Source organism: Microbacterium sp. MYb45, from assembly GCF_002979655.1.
Taxonomy (GTDB): Bacteria; Actinomycetota; Actinomycetes; order Actinomycetales; family Microbacteriaceae; genus Microbacterium.
The window spans coordinates 287,714-299,710 of sequence record NZ_PCPG01000003.1; the positions used below are offsets into that span (position 1 = coordinate 287,714).

The 11,997-nt window shown below is 68.8% G+C and carries 13 protein-coding genes; 12 read left to right on the forward strand and 1 reads right to left on the reverse strand.

Annotated features, from left to right (window positions below):
- Positions 1-4: 4 nt before the first annotated feature.
- Positions 5-223: a hypothetical protein gene (locus CQ034_RS09185; protein WP_105710798.1), complete on the reverse strand. Its 219-nt coding sequence runs from the start codon at positions 221-223 to the stop codon at positions 5-7.
- A 195-nt stretch (positions 224-418) separates the two neighbouring features.
- Here CQ034_RS09185 and CQ034_RS09190 point away from each other — a divergent pair, with 195 nt between their 5' ends.
- The 12 genes from CQ034_RS09190 to CQ034_RS09245 all read left to right on the forward strand — a co-directional run.
- Positions 419-1,582: an acyl-CoA dehydrogenase family protein gene (locus CQ034_RS09190; RefSeq protein WP_105710799.1), complete on the forward strand. Its 1,164-nt coding sequence runs from the start codon at positions 419-421 to the stop codon at positions 1,580-1,582.
- A 132-nt stretch (positions 1,583-1,714) separates the two neighbouring features.
- Positions 1,715-1,936 carry a type II toxin-antitoxin system ParD family antitoxin gene (locus tag CQ034_RS09195; protein WP_105710800.1) on the forward strand — a complete coding sequence of 74 codons (222 nt, stop codon included), beginning with the start codon at positions 1,715-1,717 and terminating at the stop codon, positions 1,934-1,936.
- Positions 1,933-2,304, forward strand: a complete 372-nt coding sequence (locus tag CQ034_RS09200; RefSeq protein WP_105710801.1) for a type II toxin-antitoxin system PemK/MazF family toxin — start codon at positions 1,933-1,935, stop codon at positions 2,302-2,304. The genes CQ034_RS09195 and CQ034_RS09200 overlap by 4 nt, the downstream gene beginning before the upstream one ends.
- Positions 2,305-2,568: 264 nt before the next feature.
- On the forward strand, positions 2,569-3,384 hold the full coding sequence (locus tag CQ034_RS09205; RefSeq protein WP_181156265.1) for a GntR family transcriptional regulator: 816 nt from the start codon (positions 2,569-2,571) through the stop codon (positions 3,382-3,384).
- 33 nt (positions 3,385-3,417) lie between these two features.
- Positions 3,418-4,437, forward strand: a complete 1,020-nt coding sequence (locus tag CQ034_RS09210; RefSeq protein ID WP_105710803.1) for an NAD(P)-dependent oxidoreductase — start codon at positions 3,418-3,420, stop codon at positions 4,435-4,437.
- A complete protein-coding gene (locus tag CQ034_RS09215) occupies positions 4,425-6,029 on the forward strand; it encodes an FGGY family carbohydrate kinase (RefSeq protein WP_105710804.1) in 1,605 nt (534 codons plus the stop codon). Before CQ034_RS09210 ends, CQ034_RS09215 begins: the two co-directional genes overlap by 13 nt.
- 21 nt (positions 6,030-6,050) lie before the next feature.
- A complete protein-coding gene (gene lsrF, locus CQ034_RS09220) occupies positions 6,051-6,941 on the forward strand; it encodes a 3-hydroxy-5-phosphonooxypentane-2,4-dione thiolase (protein WP_105710805.1) in 891 nt (296 codons plus the stop codon).
- Positions 6,938-7,312: a cupin domain-containing protein gene (locus tag CQ034_RS09225; protein ID WP_105710806.1), complete on the forward strand. Its 375-nt coding sequence runs from the start codon at positions 6,938-6,940 to the stop codon at positions 7,310-7,312. Before lsrF ends, CQ034_RS09225 begins: the two co-directional genes overlap by 4 nt.
- A 47-nt stretch (positions 7,313-7,359) precedes the next feature.
- A complete protein-coding gene (locus CQ034_RS09230; RefSeq protein ID WP_105710807.1) occupies positions 7,360-8,685 on the forward strand; it encodes an extracellular solute-binding protein in 1,326 nt (441 codons plus the stop codon).
- Between the two features lie 29 nt (positions 8,686-8,714).
- The gene (locus CQ034_RS09235; protein WP_091032410.1) at positions 8,715-9,620 is read left to right on the forward strand and encodes a carbohydrate ABC transporter permease; all 906 of its coding nucleotides are present in this window, start codon (positions 8,715-8,717) and stop codon (positions 9,618-9,620) included.
- 2 nt (positions 9,621-9,622) lie between these two features.
- The gene (locus CQ034_RS09240; protein WP_105710808.1) at positions 9,623-10,561 is read left to right on the forward strand and encodes a carbohydrate ABC transporter permease; all 939 of its coding nucleotides are present in this window, start codon (positions 9,623-9,625) and stop codon (positions 10,559-10,561) included.
- 193 nt (positions 10,562-10,754) lie between these two features.
- Positions 10,755-11,997, forward strand: a 1,243-nt coding sequence (locus CQ034_RS09245) for an HNH endonuclease signature motif containing protein (RefSeq protein ID WP_105710809.1), incomplete at its 3' end; no start/stop codon positions are given.

Genomic DNA, 11,997 nt, shown 5'->3' on the forward strand with positions numbered 1-11,997 from the left:
GCCGTCAGCCGGCGGGACGCCTCTCGGTGACCGGAGGAGTCTCGGCGGCGTGCTGCGTCTGGGCGGGATCCATGATCACGAGGAAGAACACGGCGATCGGGCCGAAGAACAGTGTCAGCAGGAACCAGATGAATGCGGAGCGATTGCGGGTTCGCGCATATCCGCCCGCGAGGAGGGCGAGCGTCGTCCACATCGCCGAGATGTACGGCCACACTTCTTGCATACGCGGAGCCTACCGGTCGCGTCTGGACGCGTGGCCGGGCGGAAAGCCGCGGAATGACCCGATCTGCGGCATCCGACAACCGCGGTACCCAGTGTCACGAAGTTTGGGATGCATTCTCACAACGTCCTGTCCGCGGCAGTGCCCGACACGTAGAATCGCCGGAGCAACGATGCACGATACGTTCAGGAGGACGGCATGGAACGCGACATCTACGACGAGGATCACGAGGCATTCCGGGACCTGGTCAAGGACTTCGTCAAGCGCCACGTGACAGGTGAGGCGATCGAGAAGTGGGACGCCGCGGGTGAGATCGACCGGGCGACCATGCTGGCTGCCGGCGAGGCAGGACTGATCGGGCTGTCGGTCCCCGAGGAGTTCGGCGGCGCCGGGATGCTGCAGGACTACCGCTTCCGCACGGTCGTCATGGAGGAGGTCATCGCCGCGGGTGCCGGCTCGCTCGCAGGCGCCTTCGGCATCCAGGACGACCTGGCCGTGCCGTACCTCGTGCACATGGGAACGCAGGAGCAGAAGGAGAAGTGGCTGCCCCGGATGGCCACGGGTGAAGTGCTCGGCGCACTCGCCATGACCGACCCGGGAGCGGGTTCGGACCTCCGCGGCATCAAGACCAACGCGAAGAAGGTCGACGGTGGCTACATCCTCAACGGCGCGAAGACCTTCATCTCCTCGGGCACGACAGCCGACGTCGTCGTGACCTTCGTCAAGACCGGTGAGGGCAATCGTCCTGACGCCTTCAGCCTGCTGCTCGTAGAGAAGGGCATGGAGGGCTTCGACCAGGGCAAGAAGCTCAGCAAGATGGGCTTCCATGGCTGGGATACGGCCGAGCTCAGCTTCACCGACGTGTTCGTCCCCGACGAGAACCTCATCAGCGGCAAGGAGGGGCAGGGCTTCATCCAGCTGATGCTGAACCTGCCACTCGAGCGTCTTTCGATCGGCGTTGCCGCGGCCGCAGCTGCGCAGGCCGCTCTGGACTGGACCGTCGCCTACACGAAGGACCGGGAGGCATTCGGCGAGCGCATCGCCGACTTCCAGAACACCCGCTTCCGGCTCGCCGACATGGCGGCGACCACCGATGCGATGTGGGCGTACATCGACCGCGCGCTGCTCGCCTACAAGAACAGCACGCTCACCGCCGAGGACGCGGCGAAGGTCAAGTTCTGGGCTACCGAGCGCGAGTGGGAGGTGCTCGACACGGGCGTGCAGCTGCACGGTGGCTACGGCTACATCATGGAGTACCCGATCGCCCGCGCCTTCACCGATGCTCGGGTGCACCGCATCTACGGCGGCACGAACGAGATCATGCGCGATCTCGTCGGTCGCCAGATCGCCGGCAAGCGCTGACGCACGGCTCTGGAGAGGCCCCGGATGCTCTGGCATCCGGGGCCTCTTCGCGTGCAGCCGAGGACGCTGCGGTGCTCGGAAGCTCCAAGGAAGTGGGTGGTACCAGCGGTGCTACCGAAGTAGTATTGCCGCATGTCCACCGCAAAGGTCAGCCTCAGTCTGAGTGAGAGCGATCTGGCGTTCCTCGACGCCCAGGCCCTCGAAGGCGGGTACCCCTCGCGCTCGGCCGTGGTGCACGCGGCGGTTCGCCTTCTTCGTGAGAGCCGTCTCGCCGACGCGTATGCCGAGGCCTACGCCGAGGGATACGACGACGAGTGGGATGCCGCGGCCGACGACGGCCTGGCCACCGCGTGAGCGACAGCGCGGTCTCCCTGCTTCGTCGCGGTCAGATCGTCCTCGTCTCGTTCGACCCCACGGTCGGGTCCGAGGCGCGGAAGACGCGACCGGCCGTGCTCGTGAGCAACAACACGGCGAACGCGGTCGCTGCGCGACGCCCGCAGGCCACGGTCACCGTCGTGCCGGTGACGTCGAACGTCACACGCGTGCTGCCGTTCCAGGTGCTGCTTCCCGCCGCCGCCACCGGGCTGGATCGTGATTCGAAGGCGCACGCGGAGCAGGTGCGGACCATCTCGACCGCGCGCATCGTCCGTCCGCTCGGCTGGGTGCCGGCCGAGTTGATGGGGGAGATCGACGAGGCGCTGCGCGTGCATCTGTCGCTCTGAAGCCCCGCGGGGGTTCCACTTGTACCGGCCGCCGCGGCGCTCCCCGCGTTGCTCCGGGGTCGGATCGACCTTCGAGGTCACTTGCTGTTCCGGGAAATACCTGACCAGCTGAGATAAATCCGAGTTCAGAGCAGGCGTCGGAGAATTTCCTGACTTGTCTCTTCAGGGGATACAAGTATCGGTCCATGATCGATACATGTCCGGACAGGAGAGTCCGGCTCGGGAACGCAGATGTTCCCGCACCCGCTCACCGAAGAGGCCGGAATGTCCACTCTCAGCCTGCCGCTGCTCGACCGCACGTCGACGGCTCCGATCTGGTTCCAGATCATGCGCGCCATCGAAGCCGAGATCGCCCAGGGCACCTGGGGACCGGGTGATCGCCTGCCCAGCGAGAACGAGCTGAGGGAGCACTTCTCGGCCTCGCGCACCTCGATCCGCGACGCGCTGTCTCGGCTGGAGAGCGCCGGCATCATCTCCCGACAGCAGGGCAAGGGCGCCTTCGTGGAACGAGCCCAGGGGCCGTCGGCCTGGACGCTCCCCTCGGCCCCGAGCCTTCTCGGCGAGTACAGCGAGGACGGCCGCAGCGCCCTGAGCTCGGAGATCCTCCGTGCCGGCATCGAGCCGCTTCCCTCGTGGGCCGCAGCGGTCGTCGGACGCGACTCCTCCGACGGCACGGGCTTCGTGCTGGAGCGCGTGCGCGCCGTGGGCTCGCGCACCGCCGTGCACGTGATCAACTATCTGCCGTCGCGCTTCGCCGGGGTGCTGCCCGACCTCCGCGACCCCCGCGCGAGTCTCTACGCCGCGATCAGGAACGTCGCCGGCGTCCGCATCGCCCGCATGCACAGGACGATCGAGGCCGTCGCCGCCGATCGGGCGCTCGCGGGCCTGCTCGAGGTCGAGCCGGGGCATCCGATCGTCGTCGTCGAGGCCGTCGCCTACGACCAGAGCGGCCAGCCCATCGACTTCTCCCGCGCCTCCGTGCGCACCGATCGCCTCCGCGTCAGCGTCGACACCGGTTTCGATGCGGGAGGCATCTCGACCGAGACCGCCTCCGGTCGTTACCCCGCCGCTCTGCGCTGACCCACCCACTCACGAACCCCGGGAGCCCTGCACATGACCGACCACCGCATCCTCGTCATCGGCGACAGCTACATGACCGCCGAGATCTTCACCCGCGCCTTCGCGCAGCGGGGCCTCGCCGTCGACGCGACGACGATGACGATCACGACGCCGACGTGGGACACCTCCTCCATCCGGGAGTACGAGGGGGACCCGGCGGAGGTCGCGAGCCTCGGCCGCGGCTACGACGTCATCGCCTTCCACGCGGCGCCCGTGACCGCCGACGTCCTGGCCGCGCTCCCCGACCTGCGCCTCGTCGGATGCGCACGCGGCGGACCCGTCAACGTCGATCTCGACGCGGCGCGCGAGCGCGGGGTGCGAGTGACCACGACGCCGGGGAAGAACGCGGATGCCGTCGCCGACCTCACGATCGGCTTCCTGATCTCCCTCGTGCGCAACGTGCCGGCGTCGCTGCGCGACGTGGACGAGCGGGTCGCCGACGGCCGTCCGCTCGCCGAATCGACCTTCGAGGGGGCCCGCTGGTTCGGCCGCGAGGTGAAGGGACTGCGTCTCGGGCTCATCGGGTACGGCAACGTCGCCCGCCTCGTCGCGGCTCGGGCGCGGGCGCTCGGCGCGACCATCACCGCGTACGACCCCTTCGTCGACCCGGCCTCGGTGGCGGATGCCACGATCGTCTCCGACCTCGACGCGCTGCTCTCCGCGAGCGACGTCGTCAGCGTGCATGCGCGAGCCACCGACGAGAACCGCCACATGATCCGCGCCGCGCAGATCGCCCGCATGCCGGAGGGGTCGTTCCTCATCAACACCGCCCGGGAATCGCTCGTCGACGAGCACGCGCTCCTCGAGGCGCTGCGCAGCGGCCACCTCGCCGGCGTCGCCCTCGACGTGAACGAACCCGATGGACCGTGGCGGGAGCTCGTCGCGGAACCGAACCTCATCCTCACGCCCCATCTGGCCGGCGCGACGAACGAGACGCTCGTCCGCGGTGCCGACATGCTCGCCGCCGAGGTCGAGAGCTTCCTCACGGATGGGAGCCTGCGATGGGAACGATGACGGACGTCTTCCTCGCCATCGACGCCGGTACCGGATCGGCGCGAGCGCTCGCCTTCGACATCGAGGGCCGACTGGTCACCCGAGCAGCGCGCGAGTGGACGCACACCGCCGTACCGGGGCACCCCGGCGGCACGGTCTTCGACACCGAGAGCGGATGGAAGGCCATCGCCGCCGCCGTCTCGGAGGTCGTGGCGCACCTCGGCGGGCGGCGCATCGCGGCCGTGGCGGCGTCGAGCATGCGGGAGGGATTCGTCCTCTACGACGCCGCGGGCCGCGAGCTCTGGGCCTGCCCGAACACCGACGGTCGGGCACGCGCGGAGGCCGACGAACTGGTCGCCGAAGGCGTCGCCGACGAGGTGTACCGCACGGCGGGGGACTGGGTGTCGATCACGGCCCCGGCCCGCCTGCGGTGGATCGCCCGCCACGAGCCCGACCTCTTCGCGCAGGCGCGCCACTTCGGGATGTTGAGCGACTGGGTCACGACGCGCCTGACGGGCGAGTTCGTGACCGAGCCGACCAGCGGTTCGAGTTCGGCACTGTTCGACCTGCGGTCGAGGAACTGGTCGGACGATCTCGCGGGACTCGTGGGCGTGGACCGCAGCATCCTCCCTCCCGTGGTCGAATGCGGTGAAGTCGTCGGAGTCGTCACACCCGCCGCGGCAGCCGCCACCGGACTCCCGGTGGGCACACCCGTCGTCACCGGCGGTGCCGACACCCAGCTCGCGCTCCATGGCATCGCCGCCCGCGAAGGCGTGCCGACGATCGTCGCCGGCACGTTCTGGCAGACCACGGCCGTCACATCGGAACCGCTGATCGACCCCGAGCGGCGACTGCGCACGCTCTGCCACGTCGATCCGGGTACCTGGATGGTCGAGGGGATCGGCTTCCTCTCGGGACTCGCGATGCGCTGGTTCCGCGATGCGATGTGCCCGGATGCCGCCGAGCTCGGACGCGCAGCCGGAACGTCCGCGTTCACCGTCATGGAGGAATGGGCCGCGGCGGTTCCGGCAGGCGCCAACGGTGTCGTCGCGACCATGGCGAATGTGATGCAGGCGGACGCCTGGCATCACGCGGCCCCCGCGTTCGTGGGCTTCGACATCAACGACGCGGCCCGCTCGTCACGGGGAGCATTCGTCCGCGCGATCGAGGAATCAGCCGCGATCGTGGCCGGCGCGCACCTCGACATCCTCGCCTCCCTCACCGGCGGCCGAGCGGTCGCCGAAGGATCGGTCACCTTCACCGGCGGCTCGAGCGCGGGCGCTCTCTGGCCGCGGGTGATCGCCGGAGTGACCGGACTCGACACCCGCGTGACCCCTGCGCCGGAGGCCACCTCGTACGGCGCCGCCCGCCTGGCTGCGCGCGGTGTGGGCGCCGCCCTGCCGCCGATGGGCGACCCCGACCGCGTCGAACGCGTCGACCCCGGCGAGCACGAGCAGTACCGCGCGGTGACCGAGCGCTGGCACCGCGTGTACCGCGACATGCTCTCGATCTCAGGCCCCGACCTGCTCCCGCTCTTCACCCCACCGGGTGCCGCCCGCGGCCCCCACGACCTTTCCCCCACCCGACTCTCGCCCGTCGGCCACGCCGGCTGACGACCACCAGAAGGAGACACCATGGCAGACCTCGAAGGCAACGCCGCAGCGAAGAAGTTCCACTCCGAGACACCGGCCGTGCGCTTCTTGCAGAACATCCGCGGGGCCGCGAACCTCGACTGGGGCATGCAGAACCGCCTCTCCCGCATCCTCGACCCCGACACCGGCCGCACGGTGATGCTGGCGTTCGACCACGGATACTTCCAGGGACCGACGTCCGGCCTCGAGCGCATCGACCTGAACATCGCCCCGCTCGCCGAGTACGCGGACGCCGTGATGTGCACCCGCGGTGCGCTGCGCACCTCCGTTCCGCCGGCCACGCGCGCCGGTCTCGTGCTCCGCGCCTCGGGCGGACCGTCGATCCTCAAGGACCTCTCCGACGAATACACCGCGATGGCGATGGCGGATGCCGTGCGCATCAACGCCGACGCCGTGGCCGTGCAGGTCTTCGTCGGCGGTGAGCACGAGAGCCGCAGCATCCGCAACCTCACGACGCTCGTCGACGAGGGCTACGCCGCCGGCATCCCCGTGCTCGGTGTGACGGCGGTCGGCAAGGAGCTCGTCCGTGACTCCCGCTACCTGGGCCTCGCCACCCGCATCATCGCGGAGCTCGGCGCCCAGCTCGTCAAGACCTATTACTGCGACGAGGGTTTCGAAGACGTGGTCGCGGGCTGCCCCGTGCCGGTGATCATGGCCGGGGGGAAGAAGCTCCCCGAGCTGGATGCCCTCACGATGGCGTCGAATGCGGTCCGCGCGGGCGCTGCCGGCGTCGACATGGGGCGGAACATCTTCCAGAGCGCGGATCCTGCGGCGATGATGCGCGCAGTCCGCGCGGTCGTCCACGACGACGCCGCTCCCGCCGACGCGTACGAGCTGTTCCGCGAGGCCACCGAGACGCGGGTGCTCGCATGAGTGCCGACGTGCTCCGCGCCGCCGATGCCTCTCTCCGGTTCGGCGACTGGGGGCCCGGCTACCTCGCCCAGAGCGACGACGCCGCGTTCGGCGTGGTCGTGCTGCGGCCGGGCGACGAGTTCGGCAATCACCTGCACGAGCACCACACGGAGTCCTTCGTGGTGCTGGAAGGGCGCGCCGAGATCTGGCTCGATCGCGACACCTGCAGGGTCGTCTCGGTCGGTGACGTGCTCCGCGCCGAACCGCATGAGGAGCATTTCGTGCGCAACCCGTTCGACGAGACGTTCCGAGCCGTCTTCGTGAAGACCCCCTGGGTCGATGGCGACAAGGTCGATCGCCCCTGGACGCCGGACCCCGAATCCGCATCCTGACCGCTTCACCCCCTCACCCGAAGAAGAAACATCGAAAGGACAGCACCATGAGTGTGCAACGACGCTCCTCATCCCTCGCGCGCTACGCGCGTCGCTCCCTGCCCGTCATCGCCCTGGCTTCCGTCGCGGGCCTCGTGCTCGCGGGCTGCTCCGGCGATGCCGGCGGATCCTCCGGCGACGGTGGTGACAAGACCCTCAAGGTCCTGATCGCTGCTCCGCAGGAGGGGGCCGGCAAGATCCTCGAGGCCGATTTCGAAGCTGAGACCGGTGTCGAAGTCGAAGTCGAGGTCGTGCCCTACGACCAGATCCAGACCAAGGCGGTCCTCGACGCACAGTCCGGAACGAACAACTACGACGTCATCCAGTACTGGTACACGTCGGTCGGCGCGCTCGCCGACGCCGGCGCGCTCGCCGACATCACCGACTGGGTCGAGTCCGACGAAGACATCGACTCGTCCGACTTCATCGAGGCGATCTTCGGTCCGTACTCGCAGTACGAGGGAGGCACCTACGGCCTGCCGATCGACGGCGACACACACGTGCTCTTCTACAACAAGGCGATCTTCGAGCGGAACGGCGTCGAGGTGCCGACCACGTGGGACGAGTACATCGAGGTCTCGAAGAAGATCACCGATGCCGAGAAGGCGGACGGCGTGTACGGCAACGCCCTGCTCGGCTCGAAGAGCGCGTTCAACATCGGCTCCACGTTCTTCAACAGGCTCGCCACGATGTCGCCCGATCCGATCGACCCCCAGATGCCGCAGCTCGACACCGAGTATGCGGTCGCGGCCGCGCAGTCGATGCTCGACGCCGCCCCCTCGGCCCTGCCCAGCCCGCTGGAGATCGGGTTCGAGCAGGCGCTGCCGCAGTTCCTCTCGGGGTCCGTCGGCATGATCGAGTTCTGGACCGACCTCGGTGTCTTCGCGCAGGATCCCGAGCAGTCGAAGATCGTCGACGGCTGGGGTGTGGCTCCGCTACCCATCGGGCCGGAGGGCAAGATCTCCGGAGCGCTGAACGCCGGATGGGCGATGGGGATCAGCCCCAACGCCAGCGATGAGGAGCTCGCCAAGGACTTCGTGGCCTTCGCCTCCTCGAAGGAGACCAACGAGAAGCTGATCACGACGACCGGCTCCGGAGTGGATCCCACCCGGACGTCGACGCTGGAGAGCCCGGAGTACATCGAGTTCGCTCCCGAGGTGTCGGCCGTCGCCGCGCAGGTGCTGCCGAACGCGCAGTCCTGGCCGACGTCGCCGCAGGCACCGGAGATGATCCAGTCGCTGAGCGACAACCTCGCGCTCATGCTCCAGGGGAGCCTGACCGCCGAACAGGCGATGCAGCAGACCTGGGACTCCTGGCAGTCCCTGGCCGGCTGATCCGCTCGTCGAACCCGAAAGGACCGCTCATGTCGCAGCCCGTCACCCACCGACGCGTCTCCCGACGTGCGTCGTGGACGGGGCGCGCCCTGCTCGCCCCTGCCGTCATCGCGATCGTCATCATCGCGATCTACCCGCTCGGCTACATCATCGCCGCCTCCTTCTCGGAATCGTCGCTGGGACGTCCGTTCTCGGAATGGGTCGGGTTCGACAACTTCGCGGCGCTGCTGGGGGACGGGATCACCCTCCCGTCCCTCGGCAGGTCGCTCCTCTTCGCCATCCCGTCGGCGCTCATCGCGCTGATCGCAGGGTTGGCGGTCGCGCTCTCGCTCGATGCGGCCGTCAAGGGCGGGCGCATCATCCGGGTGCTGCTCCTGCTCCCGCTGATGACACCGCCGGTCATGGCCGGAGTCATCTGGAAGCTCATGCTGGCCCCCACGGGCGGGCTGCTCAACAACATCGGGCAATCGCTCGATCCGGGCTCCGAGCCGTTCCTGTTCCTCGGGTCGAGCCCCGCCGCGATGATCTCGGTGATCACGGTCGACGCCTGGCAGTGGACGCCGTTCTGCGTCCTGCTGGTGTTCGCCGCGCTGCAGACATTGCCCACCGAGGTGTACGAGGCCTCGCAGGTCGACGGCGCCGGAGTGTGGCAGACCTTCTGGCGCATCACCCTCCCGCTGGTGCTGCCGAGCCTGATCACGGTCCTCCTGCTGAAGCTCGTCGTCTCGTTCAAGGTCTTCGACCTCGTGTTCATCATGACCAGCGGCGGGCCGGGCTTCGACACCACCGTCAGCAGCTACGAGATCTACCGCACCGGTCTGCAGACCTTCGATGTGGGGGCGGCGGCCGCGCAGACCATCGCCTTCCTCGTCCTGGTCACCATCGTCATCCTGCCGCTCAACGCCGTGCGGCAGCGCCTGCACAAGGAGAGTTGACCATGTCGCTCATGCTCCGCGCATCCGATCGCCTCGAGGAGAGCGCGACCGAGACGCTCATCGTCCCCTCCGCCCGTCGCCGAGGGCGCTCCAAGGTGCGCACGTCGAGCACGTCGCGCCCCGGGCGTCCGTCCGCACTGGTCACGGCGGTGAAGTGGGTCGTGATCGCCGTCGCGATCACGCTCGCGCTGCTCCCCGTGCTGTACATGGTCGGCATGTCGTTCAAGAGTCCGGACGACATCCTGTCGACGCGCATCCTCCCCTCGCGTCTCGCCTTCGAGAACTGGACCGCGGCGTTCGAGAACTGGCCGATCCTCACATACCTGCGCAATTCGTTCGGTGCGGCGATCATCGCCGTGCTGGTGTCGCTCCTCGTGTCGATCCCCGCGAACTATGCGATGGCCCGGCTGCGCGCCGGCGGAAAGCAGACGCTCGGACTGATCGTCTCCGCCTACGTCGCCCCGCCGGTCGTCGCGATCATCCCGCTCTTCGTGCTGGTGCGCACGGCGGGGTTGATGGACTCGGTTCTCGGGCTCGGGATCGTCGAGGGGCTGCTGCTCACGCCGGTCGCCGTCTGGCTGCTGGACGGCTTCTTCCGCGCGATCCCGTTCGAGATCGACGAGGCGGCGCAGATCGACGGATGCGGACCGCTCCGCACGCTGTGGGCGGTGATCCTGCCGCTCACCGCGCCGGGGATCGTCGCGGTCTCGATCATCGTGTTCATCCTCGCGTACAACGACTTCCTGATCCCGCTGCTGCTTACGCAGAGCGTCGATTCGCAGACGCTCCCGGTCGGCATCGCCCTGATGCAGGGTGGCCGTGAGGTGATGTTCGGGCAGATGGCGGCCGCGAGTCTGTCGGGGTTGATCCCCATCTATCTGCTGGCGCTCTTCCTGCAGAAGTGGCTCGTCGGTGGGCTGACGCAGGGGAGCGTGAAGTAGCGGGGTTGTCGGCGGGGCTTCTGCGTGATCCGTTACGCCTGTTGCGCCTTTTACGTTATTCGTGGATAGCTTCGAGGATGGCGGGATCTGTGGAGGAGGGGTCGCGGGCGTGGTGTCGCGGTTTTGTGCGGAATTCTGGGATGTGATGCGGAGATAGCTTCGAAGGTAGCGTGTTACCAGGTTAGGATGGAGCATGTCCATTTTGACCGGGTTGCACGAGGCGATGGGGGTGCTGCAGCGGCGGTTGGATGCGGTGCATGTCGAGGTCGCCGCGCGGATCGCGCATGAGTCGCGGCCGGAGCTCGGGGCGGAGAGCCTGGCGAAGCAGCAGGGGTTCCGCACTCCGGCGACGTTGATCGCCGCGACCACGGGACGCTCGACGGGCGCCGCGGCCCGTCTGGTGAAGGTGGGGGAGGCGACGGCGCCGCGCGCGGACCTTCTGGGGGCGCCGCTTCCGGCGAGGTATCCGTTGGTGCGGGCCGCGCTCGACTCGGGGGTGCTCGGTGCGCCGGCCGCGGCGATGATCATCACGGTCCTGGACCGGTGCCGGGTGACGGCCGGGGCGGAGCGTGTCGCCCAGGGCGAGCGGGTGCTGGTCGAGAAAGCACAGGGGCTCGCGCTCGATGATGTGCGAAAGCTCGTGGTGCGGGCGGAAGCGTGGTTGGACCCCGACGGGGTGGAACCGAAAGAAGAGGAGTGGCGGGGGAAGCGGGCGTTGACCCTGTTCGAGCGGGACGGGATGGTGCACCTGAACGCGGTCCTCGACGCCGAGACCGCCGCCCCTGTGGTGACCGCGATCCGCGGGTTCGTGACCGCCGCGTTCGCCGCCCGCATCGATGCCCCCGACGCGGATGCCCCCGACGCGGACCGGCGAACGGTCCCGATGATCCAGGCCGACGCGCTCGCGGTGTTCTGCGCGCACGTCCTCGGCTGCCAGACGCGGGTCCCGGTCGCCGGGGCCACGGTGATCGTCCGGATGAACCTCTCGGACCTGGAATCGGGGGTGGGATCGGCGGCCATCGACGGTCTCGACCAGCCGGTCAGTGTCGGGGCGGCGAGGCGGATGGCCGCCGGCGGAGGGATCATCCCCTGCGTCCTCGGGGCGGACAGTGAAGTGCTCGACTGGGGGCGGGAGAAACGCCTGTTCACCCGCGCACAACGACTCGCCCTGGCCGAACGCGACGGCGGGTGCGCGATGTGCGGGCTCCCGCCCGAGATGACGAAAGCGCACCACATCCGCTGGTGGAAACGCGACCACGGGCCCACCGACCTGTCCAACGGGGTGCTGCTGTGTGAGACCTGCCACCACCGTATCCACGACAACGGGTGGGACATCCGCATCGACCGACCCCGACACGGGACCGCGAACGGGGCCGGGACCGGGGGACGAGTGTGGTTCCTCCCGCCCCCGCACGTCGACCCCACCCGCACCCCAC

Bases quoted from the DNA above. Each gene is read 5' to 3' on its own strand.
- CQ034_RS09185 (WP_105710798.1), bottom strand. From the start codon at position 223: ATGCAAGAAGTGTGGCCGTACATCTCGGCGATGTGGACGACGCTCGCC.
- CQ034_RS09190 (WP_105710799.1), top strand. From the start codon at position 419: ATGGAACGCGACATCTACGACGAGGATCACGAGGCATTCCGGGACCTG.
- CQ034_RS09195 (WP_105710800.1), top strand. From the start codon at position 1,715: ATGTCCACCGCAAAGGTCAGCCTCAGTCTGAGTGAGAGCGATCTGGCG.
- CQ034_RS09205 (WP_181156265.1), top strand. From the start codon at position 2,569: ATGTCCACTCTCAGCCTGCCGCTGCTCGACCGCACGTCGACGGCTCCG.
- CQ034_RS09210 (WP_105710803.1), top strand. From the start codon at position 3,418: ATGACCGACCACCGCATCCTCGTCATCGGCGACAGCTACATGACCGCC.
- CQ034_RS09215 (WP_105710804.1), top strand. From the start codon at position 4,425: ATGGGAACGATGACGGACGTCTTCCTCGCCATCGACGCCGGTACCGGA.
- lsrF (WP_105710805.1), top strand. From the start codon at position 6,051: ATGGCAGACCTCGAAGGCAACGCCGCAGCGAAGAAGTTCCACTCCGAG.
- CQ034_RS09225 (WP_105710806.1), top strand. From the start codon at position 6,938: ATGAGTGCCGACGTGCTCCGCGCCGCCGATGCCTCTCTCCGGTTCGGC.
- CQ034_RS09230 (WP_105710807.1), top strand. From the start codon at position 7,360: ATGAGTGTGCAACGACGCTCCTCATCCCTCGCGCGCTACGCGCGTCGC.
- CQ034_RS09235 (WP_091032410.1), top strand. From the start codon at position 8,715: ATGTCGCAGCCCGTCACCCACCGACGCGTCTCCCGACGTGCGTCGTGG.
- CQ034_RS09240 (WP_105710808.1), top strand. From the start codon at position 9,623: ATGTCGCTCATGCTCCGCGCATCCGATCGCCTCGAGGAGAGCGCGACC.